General features: G+C 71.2%; 18 protein-coding genes. 9 read left to right on the top strand and 9 right to left on the bottom strand.

The window, feature by feature from the left end; translation table 11 throughout:
- Window positions 1–13 precede the first annotated feature (13 nt).
- The 4 genes from hydA to DKT69_RS28095 form a co-directional block, all read right to left on the bottom strand.
- Window positions 14–1417, bottom strand: a complete 1404-nt coding sequence (hydA, locus tag DKT69_RS28110) for a dihydropyrimidinase (protein ID WP_109804494.1) — start codon at window positions 1415–1417, stop codon at window positions 14–16.
- Entirely contained in the window at window positions 1414–2256 is an 843-nt protein-coding gene (locus DKT69_RS28105; protein ID WP_109804493.1) for a nitrilase-related carbon-nitrogen hydrolase, read from the bottom strand. Before DKT69_RS28105 ends, hydA begins: the two co-directional genes overlap by 4 nt.
- Window positions 2253–3809 (bottom strand): NCS1 family nucleobase:cation symporter-1, encoded by a 1557-nt coding sequence (locus DKT69_RS28100; protein ID WP_109804492.1) that lies wholly within the window; start codon window positions 3807–3809, stop codon window positions 2253–2255. The genes DKT69_RS28105 and DKT69_RS28100 overlap by 4 nt, the downstream gene beginning before the upstream one ends.
- Before the next feature lie 241 nt (window positions 3810–4050).
- Window positions 4051–5655: a PucR family transcriptional regulator gene (locus DKT69_RS28095; RefSeq protein WP_109804491.1), complete on the bottom strand. Its 1605-nt coding sequence runs from the start codon at window positions 5653–5655 to the stop codon at window positions 4051–4053.
- 129 nt (window positions 5656–5784) lie between these two features.
- Between DKT69_RS28095 and DKT69_RS28090 the strand changes: the two genes are divergently transcribed.
- Window positions 5785–7089 carry an aspartate aminotransferase family protein gene (locus DKT69_RS28090; RefSeq protein WP_109804490.1) on the top strand — a complete coding sequence of 435 codons (1305 nt, stop codon included), beginning with the start codon at window positions 5785–5787 and terminating at the stop codon, window positions 7087–7089.
- 118 nt (window positions 7090–7207) lie between these two features.
- Here the strand turns inward: DKT69_RS28090 and DKT69_RS28085 are convergent, their stop codons facing one another.
- Complete coding sequence (locus tag DKT69_RS28085) at window positions 7208–8305, bottom strand: RNA-guided endonuclease InsQ/TnpB family protein (protein ID WP_201749901.1); 1098 nt, start codon at window positions 8303–8305, stop codon at window positions 7208–7210.
- Between the two features lie 111 nt (window positions 8306–8416).
- Between DKT69_RS28085 and DKT69_RS28080 the strand changes: the two genes are divergently transcribed.
- The 5 genes from DKT69_RS28080 (at window position 8417) to DKT69_RS28070 (ending at window position 12321) form a co-directional block, all read left to right on the top strand.
- Window positions 8417–9907 (top strand): CoA-acylating methylmalonate-semialdehyde dehydrogenase, encoded by a 1491-nt coding sequence (locus DKT69_RS28080; protein WP_109804488.1) that lies wholly within the window; start codon window positions 8417–8419, stop codon window positions 9905–9907.
- An 82-nt stretch (window positions 9908–9989) separates the two neighbouring features.
- A complete protein-coding gene (locus tag DKT69_RS39200; protein WP_201749906.1) occupies window positions 9990–10289 on the top strand; it encodes a hypothetical protein in 300 nt (99 codons plus the stop codon).
- Window positions 10290–10329: 40 nt separating this feature from the next.
- Window positions 10330–11532 carry an MFS transporter gene (locus DKT69_RS28075; RefSeq protein ID WP_236648402.1) on the top strand — a complete coding sequence of 401 codons (1203 nt, stop codon included), beginning with the start codon at window positions 10330–10332 and terminating at the stop codon, window positions 11530–11532.
- Between the two features lie 253 nt (window positions 11533–11785).
- Window positions 11786–11926, top strand: coding sequence for a hypothetical protein (locus tag DKT69_RS38570; RefSeq protein WP_161557971.1), 141 nt, complete (start codon window positions 11786–11788; stop codon window positions 11924–11926).
- Between the two features lie 5 nt (window positions 11927–11931).
- Window positions 11932–12321 carry a hypothetical protein gene (locus tag DKT69_RS28070; RefSeq protein WP_146231233.1) on the top strand — a complete coding sequence of 130 codons (390 nt, stop codon included), beginning with the start codon at window positions 11932–11934 and terminating at the stop codon, window positions 12319–12321.
- Between the two features lie 99 nt (window positions 12322–12420).
- Here DKT69_RS28070 and DKT69_RS28065 read toward each other — a convergent pair whose 3' ends face one another.
- The gene (locus DKT69_RS28065; RefSeq protein WP_109804485.1) at window positions 12421–13842 is read right to left on the bottom strand and encodes an MFS transporter; all 1422 of its coding nucleotides are present in this window, start codon (window positions 13840–13842) and stop codon (window positions 12421–12423) included.
- A gap of 86 nt (window positions 13843–13928) precedes the next feature.
- On the opposite strand from DKT69_RS28065, the gene DKT69_RS28060 reads away from it, so the two are divergent.
- Window positions 13929–14981: a TIGR03619 family F420-dependent LLM class oxidoreductase gene (locus tag DKT69_RS28060; protein ID WP_236648401.1), complete on the top strand. Its 1053-nt coding sequence runs from the start codon at window positions 13929–13931 to the stop codon at window positions 14979–14981.
- Between the two features lie 17 nt (window positions 14982–14998).
- Here the strand turns inward: DKT69_RS28060 and DKT69_RS28055 are convergent, their stop codons facing one another.
- Both DKT69_RS28055 and DKT69_RS38565 read right to left on the bottom strand, forming a co-directional pair.
- The gene (locus DKT69_RS28055; protein WP_109804484.1) at window positions 14999–15421 is read right to left on the bottom strand and encodes a TIGR03668 family PPOX class F420-dependent oxidoreductase; all 423 of its coding nucleotides are present in this window, start codon (window positions 15419–15421) and stop codon (window positions 14999–15001) included.
- Between the two features lie 21 nt (window positions 15422–15442).
- Window positions 15443–15703: a hypothetical protein gene (locus tag DKT69_RS38565; protein ID WP_161557970.1), complete on the bottom strand. Its 261-nt coding sequence runs from the start codon at window positions 15701–15703 to the stop codon at window positions 15443–15445.
- 144 nt (window positions 15704–15847) lie between these two features.
- Here DKT69_RS38565 and proA point away from each other — a divergent pair, with 144 nt between their 5' ends.
- Complete coding sequence (gene proA / locus DKT69_RS28050) at window positions 15848–21916, top strand: anti-phage protein ProA (protein ID WP_161557969.1); 6069 nt, start codon at window positions 15848–15850, stop codon at window positions 21914–21916.
- Between the two features lie 72 nt (window positions 21917–21988).
- Here the strand turns inward: proA and DKT69_RS28045 are convergent, their stop codons facing one another.
- Window positions 21989–23401, bottom strand: coding sequence for a zinc ribbon domain-containing protein (locus DKT69_RS28045; RefSeq protein WP_161557968.1), 1413 nt, complete (start codon window positions 23399–23401; stop codon window positions 21989–21991).
- Between the two features lie 45 nt (window positions 23402–23446).
- Here DKT69_RS28045 and DKT69_RS40210 point away from each other — a divergent pair.
- The coding region (locus DKT69_RS40210; RefSeq protein ID WP_236648400.1) for a hypothetical protein at window positions 23447–23842 on the top strand (396 nt) is incomplete at its 3' end.

The raw sequence follows: 23842 nt of genomic DNA, 5'->3' as shown, positions 1-23842 counted from the left end.
GGTCCCTCCTTGGTCAGACCAGGTATTGACTGAGATCGCGCTTGAGGAACGTGCCGTGTCCCGCCGCGCCATGGAAGGCGTTGTCGTCGACGACGACCCGACCACGGGACAGCACGGTGGAGACCTTCCCGGTCAGCTCCATGCCCTCGTACGCGGAGTAGTCCACGTTCATGTGGTGGGTGCTGGCCGAGATGGTCTGCCTGGCCGTCGGGTCGTACACCGTGAGGTCCGCGTCCGCGCCGGGCGCGATGACGCCCTTGCGCGGGTAGAGGCCGAACATCCTGGCGGGCGTGGTGGAGCTGATCTCCACCCAGCGCGGCAGGGTGATCTCGCCTTTCACGACGCCCTGATAGAGCAGGTCCATCCGGTGCTCGACGCCCGGCATCCCGTTCGGGATCTTGGAGAAGTTGCCCCGGCCCAGCTCCTTCTGGTCCTTGAAGCAGAAGGGGCAGTGATCGGTCGACACCAGCGACAGGTCGTTGGTGCGCAGGCCCCGCCACAGTTCCGCCTGGTGCTCCTTCGGGCGTAGCGGGGGAGAGGCGACGTACTTCGCGCCCTCGAAGTCCGGCTTGGCCAGATCGTCCAGGGACAGGAACAGGTACTGCGGGCAGGTCTCCGCGAACACGTTCTGCCCGGTGTCGCGGGCCTGGGTGACCGCGTCCAGGGCGTGCGCGGCGGACAGGTGCACGATGTACAGCGGCGAGCCGGTGACCTTGGCCAGCATGATGGCCCGGTTGGTGGCCTCGCCCTCCAGCTCCGGCGGCCGGGTCAGCCCGTGCTGCACAGGGTCGGTGCGCTGGCTCGCGAGTGCCTGCGCGACGAGCTGGTCAATGGCGATGCCGTTCTCCGCGTGCATCATGATCATCGAGCCGGTGTCCCGGGCCTTCTGCATCGCCCGCAGGATCTCCCCATCCGTGGCGTAGAAGACACCCGGATAGGCCATGAACATCTTGAACGTGTTGACGCCCGCGTCGATGCAGGCCTCCATCTCCTTGAGAGACGTGTCGTTGACGTCCGAAATGATCATGTGGAAGCCGTAGTCGATCGCGCAGTTACCGTCGGCCTTGCTGTGCCACTTGTCCAGCGCGGACAGCAGGGACGTTCCCTTGCCCTGTACGGCGAAGTCCACGATGGTCGTCGTGCCGCCCCAGGCTGCCGCGATCGTCCCGGTCTCGAAATTGTCCGCCGAGAATGTCCCGCCGAACGGCATCTCCATGTGGGTGTGGCCGTCGATGCCGCCCGGCACCACGTACTTCCCGGCGGCGTCGATCACGCGCTCGGCGCCGGACGCCCACTGCTGCGCCAGACCTGAGTCGGGCGCGGCAAGCGCCGCGATCCGCTCGCCCTCCACCAGCACGTCGGCCGGGTACGCCCCGGTGGCGTTGACGACTGTTCCGTTCCGGATGACGATGCTCATGGCGTCACCAGCGATTCGTACGTGTCGGGCCGCCGGTCGCGGTAGAACGCCCACAGGTCACGGACCTCGGCCAGCTTGTCCATGTCCAGGTCGCGAACGACGACCTCGTCCTCGGTGTCGGACGCCGCGTCGCCGACCAACTGCCCGCGCGGGTCGACGAAGTACGACTGGCCGTAGAAGTCGTTGTCGCCCAACGGTTCCACGCCGACCCGGTTGATCGCGCCGACGTAGTACTCGTTGGCGACCGCGGCCGCGGGCTGCTCCAGCCGCCACAGATACTCCGACAGGCCGCGACTTGTGGCGGAGGGGTTGAAGACGATCTTCGCGCCGGCCAGGCCCAGAGCCCGCCAGCCCTCCGGGAAGTGCCGCTCATAGCAGATGTAGACGCCGATGCGGCCGACCGCGGTGTCGAACACCGGATAGCCGAGGTTTCCCGGCCTGAAGTAGAACTTCTCCCAGAACCCCTTCACCTGCGGAATGTGGTTCTTGCGGTGCTTGCCGAGGTAGGTGCCGTCGGCGTCGATCACAGCGGCGGTGTTGTAGTAGACGCCCGGCTGTTCCTGCTCGTACATCGGCACGATCAGCACCACGCCGTGCTGCTCGGCGACCTCGCGCATCAGCGCGGTGGTCGGCCCGTCCGGGATCGCCTCGGTGTAGGAGTAGTAGTCCGCGTCCTGGACCTGGCAGAAGTACGGGCCGTAGAACAACTCCTGCAGGCAGACCACCTGTGCGCCCTGCGAGGCGGCGCGGCGGATGGCCTCGACCGCGTTGGCGATCATCGACTCCTTGTCGCCGGTCCACTTCTGCTGCACCAGCCCGGCTCGGATGATGTTGCTCATTTCTCCCCCTTCGCGTGCGAGGTGCGCGGCATCGACAGCGCCAGGTAGACGAGGAACCCGCCGATCAGACCGACCACCCAGCTGTAGTCGTAGAGCGGCTTGAGGAACGGGATGAGCCCGTCGGACGGGAACGGCCCCTTGCCGGGTGCGGAGTAGGCGCCACCCACCGCGAGGACCGCGCCGACGACGGTGGCGACGATGGCGGCCCAGTTCCACCCGCCGGAGAACCAGTACCTGCCCTCGGGGCGGTAGAGGGCCGGCAGTTGGAGGCTGGTGCGGTAGCGGATCCAGTACCCGGCGATGAGTACGCCGGCGACCGCGCCGAGCAGGCCGCCGTAGAACCCGAGCCAGACGAAGATGTAGATGTTGGGGTCCTGCACCAGGCGCCACGGCTGGATCAGGATGCCGAGCACGCCGGTGATCAGGCCGCCGGTCCGGAAGTTGATCAGTCGGGGCAGGGCGTTGGAGAAGTCGTACGCCGGGCTGACCGTGTTCGCCGCGACGTTCACCGACAGCGTGGCGACCACGACCGTGAACAGGCCGAGCGCGACGACCAGCGGGTTCTCGAACTTGGCCGCGAGCTGGATGGGGTCCCAGATCGCCTCGCCGTAGATCACGGCCGTGCCCGAGGTGATCATGATCGACAGGAGGGCGAAGAACGACATCGTGGTGGGTAGACCGAGGACCTGGCCGTACGCCTGCTGCCGCTGACTGCCGCCGAACCGGGTGAAGTCGGGGATGTTCAGCGACAGCGTCGCCCAGAACGCGATCATCCCCATCAGCGACGGCGCGAACAGCTTCCAGAAGTCGGCGCCCCAGCCCAGCTTCGACGGCTCGGACAGGATCGGGCCGAGCCCGCCCGCCTCGACCACCACCCAGATCAGCAGGGCGACGGCGACCACGATGACGAACGGCGCCGCCCAGTTCTCGAAGCGCCGCAGGGTGTCCATGCCCCGCCAGATGATCGCCATCTCGATCGCCCAGAACAGGAAGAACGAGGCCCACAGCGTCCACGGGTGGTCCATCACCGTCGCCGCGTCGACCCACCAGGAGCCCAGCAGCTTGCCGGCGATGGCGTAGATCGCCTCGCCGCCGATCCAGGTCTGGATGCCGAACCAGCCGCACGCGATGAAGGCGCGGAGCAGGGCCGGGAGGTTCGCGCCGCGCACACCGTAGAACGCGCGGGCGAAGACCGGGAACGGGATGCCGTACTTCGTGCCCGCGTGGCTGTTCAACAGCATCGGGATCAGGACGAGCAGATTGCCCAGCGTGATCGTGAGGAACGCCTGCACCCAGTTCATGCCGAGCTGGATGAGCCCGGCGGCGAGCAGGTAGGTGGGGATGTTGTGCGCCATGCCGATCCACAGCGCCGCGAAGTTGTACGTGGTCCAGGTGCGCTTCTCGATGGGTACCGGGGCGAGCTCTTCGTTGAAGTACGGGCTGCCGGCGATCGTGGAGAAGTCACGCAGCTCGACTCGGCCATCGGGATGGGTGATCTGTGTGCCCGGCTCGACCGCGGTGGTTTCGGCGGGGGGCAGGGGTTCAACGGCCATCGCTCACCTCGCTGTTGCGCTGCCGCAACAGTGGCCGGCCAACCGGCGCGGGTGCTGCGGGTGGGGGCGGATCAGCTCGATCTTTATCTCGGAATGGTGGGTGTCCCGGACCCGCCACGGGCAGCGGCAAAGTGTCCACGCTTGCCGTGATCAGGGCACACTGTGTCCACCGGCACGGCCGCACCGAGCTGTCAATCGGCGCGGTGGCTCGATTCGCAACTCCTGCTGGACCCTTGACCCGTCACGCCTCGTCGAGTTCGTGCACCAAAAGCGCGACGTAAAGCGACAGCATCGACTCCGGGTCCTCCAGCGACACCCCGAGCACCTGCGCGATCCGCGACAGCTGCTGGTAGTAGGCCGTCCGGGACAGGTGCGCGGCAGCTGCCGCCGCCGACTTGTTCCCGCCCTGCTCGCAGAAGCAGCGCAACAGCTCCACGAGCCGGGTGCGCTGGTTGGCGTCCCGCGCCAACAGCGGACCCAACTCGCGGTCCGCGAATGCCCGGACCCGCTCGTCCTCCCGCAACAGATGCAGCAGGCCGCGCAGGCGCACATTGTCCAGCTTGTGGTAGAGCTGCGTGCCGGGGGAGCGTAGGGCCGCCCCCGCCACATGCGCGGCCTCGCCCAGGCTGCGGCGCACCTCGGCGACGTGGGACACCGTGGTGCCGACCGCCACCAGCACCGGACCGGCCGCGGAACGATGCACCTCTCTGGCCAACCGGCGCAGTACCGCGTCGACCCCGGCCTGCGCGGGCAGCGACAACAACGCCCGAACGCTCGTGTCGTCCACGACCCCCACCAGGGCGGGCACGGCCACCCGCCGTGCGGCCAACGCGGTCGCCTCCGCCAGGTCGCGCAACACCTCCTGCCAGGCCAGCGCAGGGGCGCGCGGCGTCCCCGTCGCGGGCCGGATCGCCACCCCGACCAGCTGCCGCCGCTCGAGGCCAACGCCCAGCGCGGCCGCCCGGGCGGCCAGATCCGGCGGCGGTACCGCCTGACCGAGCAGTTGCGCGAGCAACATCCGGTGCGTCTGCCGCTCCAGACTCTCCCGATCGCGTGCCACGAGCCGATGTACCGCCAGCGCCGACGCGGCCCGCTCGGCGACCACCACGTGCCGGTGCGGCGGAGGAGCCGGCGAGAGCAGGACCAGGCGGCCCCAGTCCGCGCCCTGCGCGCCGACCATCGTGACCAACCAGCCGGACTCCTCGTCGTAGGCGGTCCGCTCCGGCGCGGCCATCGACCGGGACCGCTGACCCCAGTCGGCCAGCAGCTCGGTGGGATTCTGCCCGGCCGCGTCGTACGCGAGCACCTCGTGCCCCAGCGTCTCCAGCACCACCGGCAGTCCGGAGATCCTGGCCACCTCGCGCAGCACCTCGGCCGGCTCCGCCCCGGCCACGGTGAGCGACGTGAACGTCTCGTGCACCTGCTCGGCAGCCCGCAGCTCGGCGAGCTGCGCGTCGACGATCAGCGCCACCACCGCCTCGGTGACGGACACGAACCTCGTCTCCTCGGCGAGCGTGATCAGGGGGAGTCGGTGCCGGTCGGCCGCTGCCACGAGCGCCTCCGGTATCCCGTCACTCCACCGCCGGACCAACTCGATCACCAGTCCCGCCGCGCGGACCGCGGCCAGGTCGGCCACGTACCTCGTCAGCGCCGCCGCCTCGTCCGGCAGCGCGATTCCGGTGGTCAGCACCAGTTCTCCGCCGCGCAGCAGGTGCGCGATGTCGGCGACCTCCGCCACGTGGACCCAGCGGACCCGGCCCTGCATGCCGGCCGACCCGGCCACCACCTGCGGCTTCGCGCGCCGGATCACCGGCAGCGCGATGGCTTCTGCGACGGAGGGATACATCGCGGCCTCCTGTGGGAGGGACTGCACAGAACGTAATGCCGTTGCCCCCGAAGCGGCACAGGTTGTGCGTAGCGGTTGGACAACGATTGCCGCCACACTCGCCGTACGGGCGAGATACGGGAGGACGCGATGGCGCACCGCGAGCTGCTGGCCAGACACCGGTCCGTGATGCCGAACTGGCTGGCGCTGTACTACGAGCAGCCGATCGAGATCGCCAGCGCGCACGGTCGCCGGGTGACCGATCGCGAGGGACGAACCTACCTCGACTTCTTCGCCGGCATTCTCACCAACGCCATCGGCTACGACGTGGCCGAGATCAGCGACGCGATTCGCTCGCAGCTCGACACCGGCGTGCTGCACTCGTCCACGCTCTATCTGATCAAGTCGCAGGTCGAACTCGCGGAGAAGATCGCAGAGCTGTCCGGCATCCCGGACGCCAAGGTGTTCTTCACCAACTCGGGCACCGAGGCGAACGAGACCGCGCTGATGCTCGCCACCCAGTACCGCCGCAGCGAGCAGGTGCTCGCCCTGCGCAACTCCTACCACGGCCGCGCATTCGCCACCGTCGCGATCACCGGCATCCGCGGCTGGTCGGCCAGCGCCCTCAGCCCGATCAAGGTGAGCTGGGTGCACGGCGGCTACCGCTACCGCAGCCCCTTCCGCGAACTGTCCGACGCGGACTACATCAAGGCCTGCGTGGCGGACCTGCGCGAGGTCATCGAAACGACCACGGCGGGGGACGTCGCCTGCATGATCGTCGAGCCGATCCAGGGGGTCGGTGGCTTCACCACCCCGCCCGACGGGTTGTTCCGCGAGTTCAAGAAGGTGCTCGACGAGTACGGCATCCTCCTCGTCTCCGACGAGGTGCAGACCGGCTGGGGCCGCACCGGCGAGCACTTCTGGGGCATCCAGGCGCACGACGTCGTGCCCGACGCGATCACCTTCGCCAAGGGCCTGGGCAACGGCCTCGCCATCGGGGGCGTCGTCGCCCGTGCCAACCTCACGGACTGCCTGCGGGCCAACTCCATCTCCACCTTCGGTGGCAACCCGCTCGCCACCACCGGCGCTCTGGCCTCGCTGAACTACCTGCTGGAGCACGACCTCCAGGCCAACGCCGAAAGGCTGGGCAGCCGTGTGCTCGACGGCCTGCGCGCGGTCGCCGCGGCGCAACCCGTGGTCGGTGACGTCCGCGGCAAGGGCCTGATGATCGCGCTGGAGCTCGTCGGACCCGACGGCGAGCCCAACCCGGCGGCCGCCGTGGCGCTGCTGGAGGAAACCCGGGACCGGGGGTTGCTCGTCGGCAAGGGCGGCCTGTACGGCAACGTCATCCGCCTGGCGCCGCCGATGACGCTGACCCAGGCCGAGGCGGAGGAGGCACTCGAGATCCTCACCCAGTCGATCGAGGCCGTGGCCAAGGAGGTGCAGCAGCGTTGACTTCCTCCCCTCCCTTAGGGGAGGGGATTCCCACGGTCGCCCGCGTGGTTTCCTGCTTCGCTGCCGATTGCCTGCCCGGAGGTCTCCGTTGAGGTCTTACACCAGCTCCACAGGCGTTTTACCTCTCCGCCAGCCCGGCGGCGAGGATGTTGCGGGCCGCGTTGATGTCCCGGTCGTGGACTGCGCCGCAGGGGCAGGTCCACTGCCGGACGGACAGCGGCAGCGATTGCTGCAGCGCCCCGCACGCGGAGCACAGCTTGGACGACGGAAACCAGCGGTCCACGGTGATCACCGTTCGGCCGTACCACTGCGCCTTGTACTCCAGCATGCCCCGCAGCTCAGACCATGCAGCGTCGGAGATGGCGCGGGCCAGCGAGTGGTTTTGAAGCATGGTGCGCACGTTGAGGTCTTCGATCACGACCGTTTGGTTTTCGCGGACGAGTCGAGTGGTCAGCTTGTGCAGGTGGTCGCGGCGGCGGTCGGCGATGCGGGCGTGGACACGAGCGACCCTCAGCCGGGCCTTGGCCCGGTTGTTGGAGCCCTTCTCCTTGCGGCAGAGGTCCCGCTGCGCCTTAGCAAGCCTGCGCCGGTCGGCGCGTTCATGGCGTGGGTTGGTGATCTTTTTTCCGGTGGAGAGCGTCACCAGCGACGTGATCCCGGCGTCGATCCCGACCGCCTGATCCGATGGCGGCAGAGACTGGACGGTGGGGTCCTCGACCAGGAGGGAGATGAACCAACGCCCAACCCCATCGCGGGACACTGTGACGGTGGACGGCTGCGCACCGTCGGGCAGGGGCCGGGACCACACGATGTTCAACGGTTGGGTCATCTTCGCCAGGGTGAGCCGCCCGTCACGCCACCTAAACGCCGAGCGGGTGTACTCCGCCGACGGCCGAGACTTACGTTTCGACTTGAACCGGGGGTAGCGGGCGCGTTTGGCGAAAAACGCCCCGAACGCGGCTTGCAGATGCCGCAGCGCCTGCTGCAACGGGACGCTGGACACCTCGTTGAGGAACGCCAGCTCCTCGGACTTCTTCCATTCGGTGAGCGCCGCCGACGACTGGACGTAGGCCATCGACCGGCGCTCGTTGGCGTACACGCGGGTGCGTTCGACGAGGGCGCGGTTGTAGACCAGGCGCACGCAGCCGAAGGTGCGGTTGAGCACGTCGGCCTGCTCGAAGGTTGGGTAGAAGCGGTACTTGTACGCCCGCTTCACCACCTCACCCATATCTCACATCATGCCAGTCCATTGTGTAAGCCGAGCATTGAGAGGGGGGAGCGGCGTTGCCCCCGGCGCTGAACGGCCGGGTTTCACGCCGCAACTCAGATGAGGACCACGCACTGGATCGGCGGCAAGCCGTGGAACGGTGTCGCCGAACGCACCGGTGACATCTACGACCCCGCCACCGGCCAGGTCGCCGGACAGGTCGACTTCGCGACCGCCGAGGTCGTCGACGAAGCGGTCGCCGCCGCCGGCGAGGCGTTCTCCCGATGGCGTACCGCGTCCCTCGCCCACCGGACGAACGTGATGTTCTCCTTCCGGGAACGCCTCCATGCCCGCCGGTCCGACCTCGCGCAGATCATCACCGCCGAGCACGGCAAGGTGCTGTCCGACGCGGCGGGGGAGATCCAACGCGGGCTGGAGAACGTCGAGTTCGCCTGCGGGATCCCGCAGACGCTGAAGGGCGGGTTCAGCGAGAACGCCTCGACCCAGGTGGACGTGTACTCCATCCGCCAGCCGCTCGGCGTGGTCGGCGTGATCACCCCGTTCAACTTCCCGGCGATGGTGCCGCTCTGGTTCGTGCCCAACGCGATCGCGTGCGGCAACACCGTGGTGCTCAAACCGAGCGAGAAGGACCCGTCGTCGGCGAACTTCCTGGCGGAGCTCTTCGCGGAGGCCGGGCTACCGGACGGTGTCCTCAATGTCGTGCACGGCGACAAGGAAGCGGTCGATCGGATTCTCGAGCACCCCAGCGTGAAGGCCATCTCGTTCGTCGGCTCCACCCCGATCGCCCGCCACGTCTACCGGACGGGCACCCACCACGGGAAGCGGGTGCAGGCGCTCGGTGGGGCGAAGAACCACATGGTCGTACTGCCCGACGCCGACCTCGACCTCGCCGCGGACGCCGCCGTCTCGGCCGGCTTCGGCTCGGCCGGTGAACGGTGCATGGCTGTCTCCGCCGTCGTGGCCGTCGACCCCGTCGGTGACGAGCTGGTCGCCAAGATCGGCGAGCGGATGGCCGCGCTGCGTGTCGGCGACGGCCGTCGCCCGGGCTGCGAGATGGGACCGCTGGTCACCGGTGCCCACCGCGACCGGGTGCTGTCCTACCTGGACGCGGGCCGGTCGGCGGGGGCGCAGCTGGTGGTCGACGGGCGGGGCCACCCGATCGACGGTGAGCAAGCCGGATTCTGGCTCGGGCCGACCCTCTTCGACCACGTCGACACCGACATGTCCATCTACACCGACGAGATCTTCGGACCGGTGCTCTCGGTGGTGCGGGTGCCCAGCTACGACGCCGCCGTCGAGCTGGTCAACGCCAACCCGTACGGCAACGGCACGGCAATCTTCACCAACGATGGCGGCGCGGCGCGCCGCTATCAGAACCAGGTCGAAGTAGGCATGGTCGGGGTGAACGTCCCCATTCCGGTTCCGGTGTCGTACTACTCCTTCGGTGGCTGGAAGGACTCACTGTTCGGTGACGCACACGCGTACGGGCCGGAAGGGGTGAACTTTTTTGTCAGGTCCAAGGTGGTCACCAGCCGGTGGCTCGACCCGTCCCACGGTGGGGTGAACCTCGGCTTCCCACAGAACAGTTGAGCACCGGACCCGGCGTCGGGCGGTCAGCCGGGCCAGGAGCGCCAGAGGGCGGCGTAGTGCCGCCGGCAGGGACCAGCTCGTCGTGGCTGCCGAGTTCGATGATGCGGCCGTCCTCCCGGACCGCGACCCGGTCCGCTCGTGCGCGGTGTTGAGCCGGTGGGCGGACCACGAGCCGCTGCCCCGGGGGCGCGGACGCCCTGCCCCGCGGTTCCGGCGGCACCTGACCGACGCCCAGCTCGCGGGCGAACGAGGCGAAGCCTCGCTGCGCCTGCTCCATCCAGAGCAACAGCCGGTCCCCGGCGTGGAGGTTGGATTCGTCCCGCCGGCGGATGAGCGTCCGGAACCGCAGATCGACGACGAGGATCTGGGGCCGCTGGGCTGATCCAGGCCCGATCAGCCTGCCGGTCGGCCAGACTGCAAGGGTGAAGGCCCCGCCCACGATCAGGTGGACGCCGTGGCGGTTCGTGACCGCGTTCGGTGTGGTCAGCCTGCTGTCGGACGTGGTGTACGAGGGCGCCCGGTCGGTCATCGGCCCCTACCTGGCCACCTTCGGCGCGTCCGCGACCCTCGTCGGGCTGGTCACCGGCGTGGGGGAGGCGTTCGCCCTGGCGGGACGGCTGGGCACCGGACCCCTCGCGGACCGTACCCGGGCCTACTGGCCGCTCGTCCTGGTCGGCTACGCCGTGACCATGGTCGCCGTGCCCGCCCTCGGGCTGACCACCGCGTTGTGGCTGGCTGCCGCGCTGTTCATCGCGGAGCGTGCCGGCAAGGCGATCCGCGGCCCGGCCAGGGATGTCATGCTCTCCCACGCCGCTGCGGCCACGGGCCGCGGCAAGGGCTTCGCCGTCCATGAGGCGCTCGACCAGGCCGGCGGCGTCGCCGGGCCGTTGCTGGTCGCCGCCGTACTGGCCGCCACCGCTTACGACTACCGGCCCGCGTTCCTCACCTTGGCCGTGCCCGGCGTGGCCGGGATGCTCCTGCTGCTGTGGCTACGCGCCGGCGTGCCCGACCCGGGTCGCTTCGAGCCGGGCCCTCGACCCGGCGCAGCGCCGGCCCCGCCGGGCGCCCGGCTGCCCCGAGTGTTCTGGACCTATCTGGCGTTCACGGTGCTGACCACGGCCGGCTACGCCACCTTCGGGGTGCTCAGCTTCCACCTCGCCACCCGCCACGTCGTACCGGTGGCGGTGGTCCCGGTCGTGTACGCCGCCGCGATGGGCGTCGACGCGGTCGCCGCGCTGGCCTCCGGGTGGCTGTACGACCGGGCCGGCGTCCGGGTACTGGCCGCCGTACCCGTCCTGGCCGCCCTGATCCCGCTGGCCGCCTTCACCACCACCCCGGTCACCGCGGTCGCCGGGGCCCTGGCCTGGGGCGCGGTGCTCGGCATCCAGGAATCCACCATGCGGGCGACCATCGCCGACATCGTCCCCGCCGCGCGGCGGGGCACCGCCTACGGCATCTTCGCCGCCGGGCTGGGTGCGGCGACCCTGGTCGGCGGGCTGCTCACCGGCGCCATCTACGACTACTCGATCACCGCCGTGATCATCACGGTGGCGGGCATCCAGGCCGGTGCCCTGATCCTGTTCCTCGCCATCGTTCGACCGGCTACCCCTGCCCGGGCTGCCTGAGCCGGCGGCGGAAACCGTCGCACGCCGCATTGCCGTCGACTCCCAGTGACGGAGATGCATAGTCAGCCGCCGGCGGGGGTAGAAGGACGTCACTGCATTGCAGCGGGTCAGGGCGGTGCTGCCCCGAGCGGCCTCACGCGTCGATCCGCGCCGGCTGGTACCCCGGCCCTCGGCGGACGCCGCTGACGTGCCGCCTGACCCGTCGGCGGTGCGAGATGACCCCATCATCGCGTTCCAGGGAGGGCGGCCGGTCATGGTGTTCCAGAATGGATCCGTTCGTCGATGGCAGGCGCTGGCCGGGGGGCTGCGCAGCCCCGGCGCCCGGAGCTGGCGGGCGTTCGCGTTCGCCGGTTCCCGCACGTGGCACGGACGCCTCGTCCGCCGGGTCGGGTGATCGCCATGGCCGCTGTGTCGGCGCCCCGGTCGGCGCGCACCGCCCCGTCGGTACCTCGCGGTTACGTGGAGTACCTGCAGGCCAGGCTGCTGGAGGCCGAAGCCAGCCTGACCGCGATGACCGAGAGGTACGAGCGGACGAAGGCCCGCTTCGATCGCTGCTACGCCCGCCACGGCATCACCCCCGAGGCCGACATCGTCAACTACATCAACGCGAAGGGGATGAACCCGGAGCTGAAGTTCTGGTACGCCAAGGTCGAGCACTTCCAGCGGGAGGTGACCGCTTACGGGGCGGCGCTGACCGGACTCGACGCCGTGCGCCGGATGCTCGGCGACCGCGTCCCCGAGTACGGGAGCGCGCGCAACAACAGGCGTGCTTTGAACCGCGCCGGCTGACGGCCGCGGGGTCACCGCCGCGCCGTCGCCGGCGGCTTGCCGGCGGACGAGCGCGTCGATACCCCGTCGCCGCTTCCCGCCTACGTCGACCGGGCGATGTCATGGGCGGCGTCGTCGCGGAGGCCGCCCCCGATCCGCTCTACGCGGACCGACCCGAACCGGGTAGCGCGGACGACAGGTGGTGCCACTGCCGCGACCGGCGGCACCGGCGCGGCGACGCGCCGGAGCGGTGGTCGCCGCCGGGCTCGTCGAGGCTGCCGCAAGGAGAGCTTTCGGCTGCGGGGGCAGGTCGTCCACGTCTCGGGCGTGACGCAGCGGGGACAGCAACAGCGGGATGGGCGTCAGCGTGAGCCCGACCCCGATGAGGAACAGGGTGGGGCGGACGCCGAGCAGGCCCCCGAGCGCGCCGCCGAGCAGCCCGCCGAGCGGAAGCGCACCCATGACCAGGAACCGCATGCTGGCGTTGACCCGGCACTGGAGCCGGGCGGGAACGGTGGACTGCCGGTAGGTGATCTGGGTGATGCCGTAGATGACCTGGCCCATCCCGCTCCCGAGGAAACCCGCGACGAAGAGGGTGGCGGCCCAGCCCCGGCCGGTCAGTGGGACCAGCAGGTTGCACGGGCTGGTCACTGCGAGGGACAGCCAGATGATGCGGGCGGAGCCGACGCGGCGGGCGAGCCGGGCGGCCGTGGCGGCGCCGAGCAGGGCCGCGGCCGGGGCGGCGGACATCAGCATGCCGGCCGTACCGGGAGAGAACCCGACGGTGTCGACCAGGAACAGGATGATCAGCGCGGTGGCGGCGGTGAACAGCAGGTTGGACAGGGCACCGGTGGCGGCGATCGCGCGCAGGACCGGATTCGCCAGGACGAAGCTCAACCCCTCCCGAGCCTGGTGCACCGTGTCGGCTCGCCCGGTCGGTGCGGGCGTGGGCTCGCGCACCCTGATCCGGGCCAGGCAGGCCGCGCTGACCAGGAAGCTCACCGCGTCGACCAGCAGCGTGTTCGTCGCGCCCACCAGTTGGGTGAGCCAGCCGCCGAGGCTGGGGCCGGCGACCTGCCCGGAGGACCGGACGACCTCCACGGTGCAGTTGCCCCGCAGCAGATCCTTCCGGTCCAGCAATCTCGGCAGGTAGGACTGATGACCGATGTCGAAGACGACCCGCATCACGGCCATCACCGCGGCCATCGTCATGAGCAGCGGCAGGGTCAGCCGGGACAGCGCGGCCGCCACGGTCACCGTGACCAGCGCGGCGCACCGCACGAGGTCGGTGGCGATCAGCACCGGTCGTAGCCGGCGCCGGTCCAGCCAGACGCCGGCGGGCACGCCGAGCAGGAGGAACGCGCCGTTCTGCACGGCCACCAGAGCGCCCAACTGCCACGGGGTGGCGTCCAGGAGCAGCACGGCGATCAGTGGAAAGGCGATCGTGGTGACGTCGGTACCGAGTTGGGTGACGGTCTGACCGGCGACCACGAGCCGGAAGTCCGCGGACCGCCACGGCGCACCCTGAGGTCGAGCTGTCATCTGCGCCCCCGCACATGCCGTGGATACCGGATGTCGCGCCCGTGACAGGGCGAGGTGTGAAGGGAGATCGGGGTTTTCGGGAGGGCGTGGCCCTCGGTCAGAGGCTCGCCCAGCAGAACGCCGCCGCGTCGCGGTACGCCGTACGCGGGGTGGCCGATGCGGCAACCACGCCCGCCGTGCTGGCCGTTCCCGCGCCCGACGGGGATGGCGCTGGGTACCGTTCCGGGGTGGAGGTTGGATTCGCCCCGCCGGTCTCCGGCTCGTGGGCCACCCCGGAGAACATGATCCACGTCGCCCGCCGGGCCGAGCAGTTCGGCTACCACTCGCTGTGGGCGTTCCAGCGCCTGCTCGTCCCCGCCGACCTCGGCTGGAGCGAGACGTACCACAGCGTCCAGGACCCGCTGACCACGCTGGCGTTCCTGGCCGCCCACACCACGCGGATCCGGCTCGGCGTCGCGGTGCTCGACATGCCGTTCATCTCGCCGGTGGTGCTGGCCAAGCAGACCGCGACCCTCGACATCCTCGCCGGCGGGCGGCTCGACGTCGGGCTCGGCCTCGGTTGGGCGGACGAGGAGTATCAGGCGACCGGTGTGAGCAAGCATCGGCGGGGGCACCGGGCCGAGGAGTTCCTCGCCGTGCTCCGCACCCTCTGGCAGGACGACGTCGCCGAGCATCGCGGCGAGTTCTACCAGGTCCCGCCGACACGTCTGGAGCCGAAGCCCGTGCAGCGGCCGCATCCCCCGATCCTGCTGGGCGGGCACGCGCCCGCGGCGCTGCGCCGGGCCGGCCGGCTCGCCGACGGGTGGGTCAGTGGCAGCCAGGCGGACCTGACGGACATCGGCGAGTCGGTCGCGGCGGTCAGGGCTGCCGCGGCGGACGCCGGGCGCGATCCCCGCTCGTTGCGGTTCGTCTGCCGAGGCGTCGTCCGGGTACGCCCGACGGGCCCCGCCGAGCGCGAGCCGCTAACCGGAACGCTGGAGCAGATCCGGTCGGATCTCGGCCGGCTCGCCGCGGCAGGCATCACCGAACTGTTCGTCGACCTCAACTTCGACCCGGAGATCGGCTCACCCCGCGCCGACGCGCGGGCGTCGCTGCGGCGGGCCGACGAGGTGCTCGACGCCCTCGCCCCGGCCCGCTGATCCGCTCCGGCCGACGCTCACCCGGCCGCCTCCGCCGCCGACCACGCCGACCAGCCGGTCACCCGCATCGCCACCACCGGCCCGGCCGGTGGCTGTCGCACGTACTGCGGATATTTGTCGGCCAGCGCCGCGCGCGCCGCGGCCTCCTCCGCGCGGTCCGCCACCAGCCGGCCCTGCCCGTCCAGCCGGACCCACCACAGCCGTGACCAGTCCTCGTCGTACGCGTCGATCAGCAGGCAGACGTACCCGGTCGCCTGGATGTTCTCCAGCCGGCGTAGCCGCCGGTGGCGCTTGGGCTTCTCGTCGACCGCGTGGTAGACGACGTCGCCCAGCAGGACGAAACACACCGGCACCAGGTGCGGACGGCCGTCGTCCCCGACGGTGGCCAGCCGGGCCACCCGGGCCGATCCGACCCGATGTCGGAGTTCGTCGGCGGGCACCGGCGGGGCCGGACCGACGCGCTACCGGCTGCCCTTGAGATTCCGGCAGAGCCGCTCGGGATCGCGGACGAAGTCCATCCCCTTGTCCCGCACCCGGCTGAAGTCGTCGATCATGTGCTGCACCTCGCCGGGGGTGAAGCGCCGGTCCTCGTCACCCTCCTTCTTCAGCCAGTTGATCACGTCGTCGTAGTTCTTCCACTGCCGCTTGGCCATCAGGCGCTCGATGTCCGTAACGTCGTAGTCTTTCTGCATCGCCTGGCTGGACGGGTCGTGGATCTTCATCACCTGCTCCTTTCCGTGCGGATGCTGCGTCGCGCGATTGCCCGAGGAGAGCGCGAGCAAACGGGGCCGGTCCGGCTGAGGGCCCGGAGTCAGGAGGGACCGCTAGGCTGCTCTCCTCCCTCTCGTTACCTGGAGAAGCGCGCCATGCCCGACAGCGTCTTCGCGCAGTTCGCCACCGACGACGGCCAGCTCGCGCTCGGGCTGCTCGTGCAGCCGGCCATCAACGCCGCCCTGGTGCACAACCGGGTGCCGCTGGTCCGGCACCTCACGCTGACGAACCTGGGCGACGCGCCGCTGTCGCAGGTGTCGCTGACCCTCGAACTGCTCGGCCCGGACGGCCCCCTGACCGAGCCGTGGACGCGTACCCTCACCACGCCGCTGCGCCCCGGCGCGACCACCGGCTGGGACGACTTCCGCGAGTTCACCCCGGACCGGGGGCTGCTCGGCCGCACCGACGAGGCGTTCCCGGTCGACTACCGGCTCACCGCCCGCGCCGACGACCGTCCCGACCTCCGGCTGGTCGCCCCGTCGGCGGTGCTGGCCCACAACGAGTGGTTCAACAGCCCGGCCCTGTACGACTCCCTCGCCGCCTTCGTGCAACCCAACACCCGGGCGGTGAACGCGGTCCTGCGCGCCGCGGCGCAGATCCTGCTGGCCCGCACCGGCTCGGGCTCCCTGCAGGGCTACCAGGACGGCTCCGAGCGGGCCGCGCTCATCGCCGGCGCCGTCTACGAGGCGCTGCGCCAGCTCGGCATCACCTACCAGGCCCTGCCGGCGTCGTTCGAGAACACCGGCCAGAAGGTCAGCACCACCGCCGCCGTCCTCGACGGGCGGCTCGGCAACTGCCTCGACCTCGCCGTCACCTACGCCGCCTGCCTGGAGGCGGCCGGGCTGCACCCGCTGATCTTCATCACCGAGGGGCACGCGTTCGGCGGCTTCCTGCTCGAGGAGGAACGCCTCGGCTCCGCCGCGGTGACCGAGACCAACCTGCTCATCTCCATGGTCGACTCGGGGCGGGCGGTGCCGGTCGAGCTGACCCGGATCGGGCCGGGCGCGCAGACCGCCGGGTTCACCGAGGCGGTGCAGGTCGGCCTCGCCCACTTCCGCGGCCAGGGCCAGCGGCTCCAGGGTGTGGTCGACGTGCACCTCGCCCACCGCTCCGGCATCCGGCCGCTGCCCTCGCCCGACGAACTGGTCGCCCCGCCGGCGGTCGACGCCGAGGTGCCCACCGGAACGGTCGGCTCCATCGAGCTGCCAACCGGGGTGGCGCTGGCGAAGCTGCGGCAGCTCGCCGACGAGGGCGACGAGGCGCCGCAGCAGTCCGACGGCTCCCCGGCGCGCATCCAGCAGTGGAAGAAGTCCCTGCTCGACCTGAGCCTGCGCAACCCGCTGCTCAACCTGCCCAAGCGCGGCCGCGGCCTGGAGCTGCACGTCCCGGCCGGCGCGCTCGCCCTGCTCGACGACCTGATCCACGACGGCCGCCAGGTGCAGATCATCCCGCAGGACGACATCAGCCACGTCCACGAGCTCGCCGGCACCCGGCGGGCGCAGGATCTCGACGCCGAGATGCTCACCCGGGAGCTGCGCACCGACCGCCGGGTCTACGGCGCGGTCACCGAGGCCCGCTACAAGACCGCGATGCGTTCGCTGCAACGCGAGGCGCGCACGATGGAACAGGAGACCGGCAGCAACTACCTCTACCTGACCATCGGCACGCTGGTGCACGCCAAGACCACCGGGGGAGAGGCGTACGCGCCGCTGTTCCTGCTGCCGGTGCGGATCGAGGGCGGCGCCGGGCGGCGCCCGTACGCCATCGTCATCGACGGCGCCGAGGTCGCCACCCCCAACTACTGCCTGATCGAGTGGCTGCGGGTCAAGCACGGCGTCCGGATCCCGGAGCTGGAGCAGCCGGTCCTCGACGAGCACGGCATCGACATCGGCAAGACGCTCGCCGCGATCAACGCCGGGCTGGTCGACAACCGACTCAACTACCGCATCGACGAGACCGCCAGCCTGCGGCTGCTGCAGTTCTCCACCTTCCAGATGTGGCGCGACCTCACCGACCACTGGCCCCGGTTCATGGAGAACCCGGTGGTGCGGCACCTCGTGGAGTCGTCCGGCGCGTCCTTCGACGACCCGGCCGGCACCGAGCAGGACGTCCACGTCGACGAGGCGCAGCTGCACCTGCCCATCCCCGCCGACGGCTCGCAGATGCAGGCCATCGTGCTGGCCGAGCGCGGCCAGTCGTTCGTCCTGGAGGGCCCGCCCGGCACCGGCAAGTCGCAGACCATCACCAACATGATCGCCCGGGCGGTCACCGCCGGCCGGTCGGTGCTCTTCGTCGCCGAGAAGCAGGCCGCCCTCGACGTGGTCAAGCGCCGTCTCAAGCAGATCGGCCTGGGACCGTTCGCCCTCGACCTGCACGGCCGCAAGCAGTCCATCAACGCGATCCGCCAGCAGCTCCGCGACGCCCTCGACCAGTACGACCACGGCGGCGACGCGACCTGGACGGCCGTCGAGACGGCGTACCGCACCCGGCTGGCGCCGCTGGCGGACTATCCCGCCCAGGTCCACACCGACAACGCCGCCGGCATGTCGCTCTGGTCGGCCTACGAGCAGACCCTGGCGTACGGCGACGGGCCGGTCGCGCCCGTGCCGGTCGGGTATCTCGGCGCGACCGGCGAGCAGCGGGCCCGGGTGGAGACGACGCTGCGGGAGTTCCCCGCCGCCGCCCGCTCGGCCCGGCTCCGGCCAGCGCACCCCTGGGCCATCAGTGGCTGCCGCACCCTGGACGGGCTGCACGCCGACGCGGTCACCGAGATCGCCGCCGAGCTAGAACAGGTCCGCGCCGACCTCGCGGCCCGCCCGGAGCTGACCGACCTGCTGCGTACGCTGACCGCCCCGGACGCGATCCGCGAGCTGCAGGCCGGCGCCTGGCTCGCCGTACGGGGAACGCTGCCGGACCGGGACACCACCCTGCGCGCGTCCGACCGCCGCTGGGACGAGGCGGCCGACCGGCTCCTGGCGGAGCTGGCCGCGTTCCGGCAGGGGTTCGCCGGCGAGCTGACCACCTTCCGCCCAGACGTCTTCGCGCTCGCCGAGCTGGCCGCCTGGCATGCCGAGGCCCAGGAGGCGGGCCGGAAGCTGTTCGGCAAGCGCAAGCGCCGGCAGGGCATCGCCGACCGGCTCGCCGTCCACCTCCAGTCCGGCGCCACCGTCGACCCCGAGCAGGTCGAACTGGTCACCGGTCGGCTGGTGGCCGCGCAGGCGCACGCCGCCGCCCTGTCCCAGCAGTGCGGCACGCTCGGTGGTCTCCACCTGCCCGGCGGCTGGCGGCCCACCGACCCGCACGCCGAGCAGCGGCTGCGCGAGGCCGTCACCGCGACCCGGGCCGGTCGCGTACTCCTGGCGGCGCACCCCGCCGCCTGGGCGCTGTTCCACCGGGGGATCGGCGAGGGGGACGCCGTCCTGCTCGACCGCGCGGCCGCCCGGTGGCGGGCCTGGCAGGGAGTGCTGCGCTGCGGCGCCCCGGAGCTGAGCCGCTGGGCGGGCGGGTCGCACTGGCTCGACGCCTGGCAGCGCGACGGCGCGACCTGGCTGAACGAGCTGCGGGCCGACGAGCTGTTCCCGCTGCGCCGGTGGGCGACCGTGCTCACCCACGCCGACGTGCTCGGCGCGGCCGGACTCGTCGACTACCGCGAAAAGCTGCTGCGGGGCGAGGTCAACCCGCAGCTCGCCGAGGAGGCGTACCGGCGGGGCGTCGCCGCGGCCTCGCTCGCGGAGCGGCTGCGCGCCGGCGGTCTGCAGTACTTCGACCCGGAGCTGCACGACGACGAGATCGCCCAGTTCGAGTCGGCGGCCGCCCAGTTGCGCGCGGCGCTGCCCGAGCACCTGCCGTCGGTGCTGGTCCGCCGTCGACCGTTCAGCCCGACGGACCGCCGCGGCCGCTTCGCCGACTTCGCCGCGGAACTTCGCCGCAAGCGCGGCGGGAAGTCGTTCCGGGAGCTGTTCGAGCAGTACCCGGACGTGGTGCTCGCGTTGACCCCGTGCGTGCTGGTCAGCCCGGCCTCCGCCGCGAACTTCCTCGCCCCCGGAAGCCGGCGCTTCGACCTGGTCATCTTCGACGAGGCCTCCCAGATCCGGGTCGCCGAGGCGGTCGGCGCGATGGGCCGGGGACGTGCGGTGGTGGTGGTCGGGGACTCCCGACAGATGCCGCCGACCAGCATCATGCAGGCCGCCCACACCCCGGACGAGCCGGACGAGGGCGACGGGCCCGTGCCCGAGGACCTGGAGAGCATCCTCAGCGAGGCGGTCGAATCCGGTCTCCCGCAGCGGTGGCTCTCCTGGCACTACCGCAGCCACGACGAGTCGCTGATCGCCTTCTCCAACCGGTACTACTACGACAGCAAGCTCTCCAGCCTGCCGTCGCCGGGGGCCGGCGATTCCGCGGGCATCACCTGGCGACGGGTCCACGGGCAGTACGACCGGGGCGCCTCGCGGACCAACGAGGTCGAGGCCCGCGCCATCCTCGACGAGATCACCCGACGGCTGCACGACCCGGCCACCGCGGCCCAGTCCATCGGCGTGGTCACCTTCAACATCCAGCAGCGTGACCTCATCCTCAACCTGCTCGAGGAGAGCCCCGACCCCCTGGTACGCGAGCAGTTGTCGGGCGGCGTCGCGGAACCGGTCTTCGTCAAGAACCTGGAGAACGTGCAGGGCGACGAGCGCGACGTCGTGCTCTTCTCCCTGGCCTTCTCCACCAACCCGGAGACCGGCCAGTTGCCGCTGAACTTCGGACCGCTCAGCCAGGCCGGCGGCGAGCGGCGGCTGAACGTGGCGATCACCCGGGCCCGCCGCCAGGTGGTGCTCTACTCCTCGTTCGACCCGTCCGACATCGACCTGTCCCGGACCTCGGCGGTGGGGACCCAGCACCTGCGCGCGTACTGCGAAATGGCCGCCGCCGGCGCCGACCGGCTCGGCGACCTGGTCACCGACCGCGCGGAACGGCGCAGCCGCGTCCGCGACGAGGTCGCCGCCGCCATCCGTGCCCGCGGCCACGAGGTCCGCACCTCGCACGGGCTCTCCGACTTCACCGTCGACATCGCCGTACGGGCGCCCGGCACGCCGCGCTGGCAGGTCGCCGTCATGCTGGACGGTCCCGAGTGGAGCAGCCGGCCGACCGTGGCGGACCGGGACTCGGCGCCCAGCCTGCTGCGCTCGATCATGGGCTGGCCGGCGATGGTCCGTTTCTGGCTGCCGTCGTGGATCCACGACCGCGCCGCGATCCTCGACCAGATCGACGCCGCGGTGACCGCCGCCAACACGCCCGAGGAGGAGCGGGAGGACGCCGAGCTGCCGGCGCCGGACCAGGTGCCGGTGGCCTCCGAGGCGCTACGGCAGGTGCCGGAGGCGACCGGCGTCTCGCCCGTCGCGCAGGTTCCGGCGCAGCGGGTGGATGCGTCACCCGACGCGCGGGTGCCGGGGCCGACGGCCAACGGCGAGGATCGACACGACGGGCCACCGGCCGACGCCGAGGAGCCGGCCGCCCCGATCGCCTCGCTGGCCCCTGCCGCGCCCGTGGCCCCGGCCGTCCTGCTCGGGCAGCCGGCGGTGAGTGCCGTCGCCGAGCCGGCGGGCAGCCCGACGGCCAGCCGGTTCGTGCCGTACGTGCCGACGGTGATCGGGGAGCAGGCGGACATCGACCTGATCGGCAGCGACCGCCGGATCAGATCGCTGGTCCGGGAGAGCCTGCGCGAGATCATCGCCGCCGAAGGGCCGATCGAGCAGCACCGCCTGGCGCGGCTCACGCTCGCCCGGTTCGGCTTCGCCCGCACCCGGGAGGACCGGCGCGCGGAGGTGCTGAAGCTGGTGGACCGCGAGACCCTGCACCGCCATCCCCACATCGGTGTCTTCGCCTGGCCCGCCGGCCTGGACCCGCACACGTCGCGCAGCTACCGCACCACCCAGGTCAGCTCCGATCGCCGGTTCGAGGAGGTGCCGCCGGAGGAGGTGGCCAACGCCCTGACGCACGCGTTGGAGCAGACACCGCACCTGGGGGAGGAGCAGCTGCTGCGCGCCGCGCTCGAACTGCTCGGTCACCGTCGTCGCACCGAGGCCGCCGAGAAGCTGCTGCGCTACGGGCTGCACATCGCCGTCACCAGCGGCAGGATCCGCCGCGCCGCCGACGGCCGCTTCGCCGTCGGGCACTGACCCGCCGCGCCGTACGGCGAGGGCTCGCACCGTAGGCCCGGCGGCTGCCCATTGTGGAGCGTCTCTGGTTTCCTATGTGATCCTCAGCGAGGCGGATGTTTCGCCGGTGCGAGCGTCCCGGTCGGTGATCGGGGTGGCGTGCACGTGGCGGTGGAAGCCGCGGCCGAGGACTGCCCCGCGAACCCGGTGTGGGTGTCGCTGGGTAGTGGTGGAAATCGTGTGCGGCACCTGGCGTACCGGCCCTGGCGGGTTGGTTTCCTGGGGTGTCCGTCCCGCCGGACGCTTGCCGGCAGATCCCGGTGGGGAGCCTGCCGGGGCGGGAACCTGCCGTCGCAAGGGCAGCAGGCGTGAAGCCTTGACCGTTGCAGGTCGGGTCTGCTTCGGGGTGGGTAGGGTTTTACGTCGATCCCGCTGCGGTCCGACAGTGGCGGCTCGGGTTGGTCGACGGGCCCGGTGACGGACGGGTGTGTCGGTGGCGGTCCGGATCGCGGCGTTGCCGTTACGGTCGCGGAGGGTTTTGGTCTGGTTGGCCAGGCCCCGGGCGGCGATCCGTTGCGACGCGGCGTGGTCACGGTCCATCGACAGGCCACACGAGCAGGTGGCCCACCGGTACCCGGCGGCGCTGCGCTCCGGTGTTTTGACGTGCTTGACCGCGCGGCCGCAGCGGGGACAGCCGGACGAGGTGCCACGGGCGGGAACAGTGACGACGGCGATACCGGCTTTCGCGGCGAGGTGGGCGATGGCGGTGAACACGGCGCCGCGTACCGCACCGGAGAGTCGCCGGTTGAGGCTGCGTGACCGGCCACCGGCCTCGAGGGTGGCGAGGTTCTCGACGTAGATGACGGTGGCGCCGACCGCGGTCGCGTGGTCGACCAGCCACCGCGCCGCCGACCAGGCAAGAGCCTTGTTGAGATGCCGGATCCGGGCGCACACCGCCGTGTGCTCGGCCTCGAGGCGGACAAGCTTTCCCGTCAGGGCCGGGTCGGCGGGGACGTCGGCGGGGCGGCCGTCCCGCAGCCAGGTCACATGGTCGGCTTTGGTTTTCAGGTGTTCGCGGTGGCGGCGTAGCCGCACCAGTTTCGCCGACACACCGGTCGCGTCGAACCGTAACGGACGCCCCCGCACCACCACGCAGCCGTCCCGGTCGAGGTCGGCCACGGTCGCGGTCAGCAGGGTGTTCACACCCCAGTCGACACCCAGCGCGCGAGTGTGCCCGTCCAACGGCGGCGGGGTGTGCGGGGTCTGCCAGGGCAGGTCAACGCGAACCTTGCCATCGCCGGGCCGCAGCGTCGGCGTGCACACCTTCACCCAGGCGGGCACGATTGCCGGCAACACCACGTCGAAGGCATGCCACACCCAGTCGCGGTACGAGGCCGGCGCCGCACACACGGGAAGCTGCGACCACACCCGCACCATGCGGCCGTCGACCCGGTCCACGACAACCTGTTGCCGATCGGCCGCGGCCAGGCTCACCTGCCGCGCCACGGCCGGCGGACCCTCCAACTCACACAGCCCCGCCGGCAGCCGCGCATGCCTGCCGATGTAACCAGCGATCTGCCGGGTGCGGTTGCGGATCGTCGCGTTATCGCATCCTTCGGGCAGCACCGCCCGCAACGCCGACCATTCGCCCTCGGTACGGGCGAACGGATCAGCGGGCCACGTGGCCAGCAGTGCGGCAACAACCGCACGACGGTGGCATCCCAACCGCAGAGCGCGGGCGGCTTCCTCCTCAGCGATGCGGCGAACCCGGTCCGACACCACCACACCCGCCGGCGACACGGCACCCCAACCAAGCCGGCGCAACGCCATCCACCCACTGGCCGGCAGACGCCTCCCATCAGCGCCCACCCCACCCGCAAGAACCGCAAGGTCCCCATCCGACCAATGCGCAGCGATCACCTCGTCGGCCATGCCCCGAACCAGGTC

The organism is Micromonospora sicca, from assembly GCF_003172935.1.
GTDB lineage: Bacteria > Actinomycetota > Actinomycetes > Mycobacteriales > Micromonosporaceae > Micromonospora > Micromonospora sicca.
This window is presented reverse-complemented; position numbering and strand designations above follow the sequence as displayed.

Excerpts from the sequence above, each read along its gene's own strand:
- DKT69_RS28065 (WP_109804485.1), bottom strand. The coding sequence starts at position 13,842 with ATGACAGCTCGACCTCAGGGTGCGCCGTGGCGGTCCGCGGACTTCCGG.
- DKT69_RS38565 (WP_161557970.1), bottom strand. The coding sequence starts at position 15,703 with ATGAAGATCCACGACCCGTCCAGCCAGGCGATGCAGAAAGACTACGAC.
- DKT69_RS28095 (WP_109804491.1), bottom strand. The coding sequence starts at position 5,655 with ATGTATCCCTCCGTCGCAGAAGCCATCGCGCTGCCGGTGATCCGGCGC.
- proA (WP_161557969.1), top strand. The coding sequence starts at position 15,848 with ATGCCCGACAGCGTCTTCGCGCAGTTCGCCACCGACGACGGCCAGCTC.
- DKT69_RS28070 (WP_146231233.1), top strand. The coding sequence starts at position 11,932 with ATGGCCGCTGTGTCGGCGCCCCGGTCGGCGCGCACCGCCCCGTCGGTA.
- DKT69_RS28105 (WP_109804493.1), bottom strand. The coding sequence starts at position 2,256 with ATGAGCAACATCATCCGAGCCGGGCTGGTGCAGCAGAAGTGGACCGGC.
- hydA (WP_109804494.1), bottom strand. The coding sequence starts at position 1,417 with ATGAGCATCGTCATCCGGAACGGAACAGTCGTCAACGCCACCGGGGCG.
- DKT69_RS28100 (WP_109804492.1), bottom strand. The coding sequence starts at position 3,809 with ATGGCCGTTGAACCCCTGCCCCCCGCCGAAACCACCGCGGTCGAGCCG.
- DKT69_RS28090 (WP_109804490.1), top strand. The coding sequence starts at position 5,785 with ATGGCGCACCGCGAGCTGCTGGCCAGACACCGGTCCGTGATGCCGAAC.
- DKT69_RS28080 (WP_109804488.1), top strand. The coding sequence starts at position 8,417 with ATGAGGACCACGCACTGGATCGGCGGCAAGCCGTGGAACGGTGTCGCC.
- DKT69_RS38570 (WP_161557971.1), top strand. The coding sequence starts at position 11,786 with ATGGTGTTCCAGAATGGATCCGTTCGTCGATGGCAGGCGCTGGCCGGG.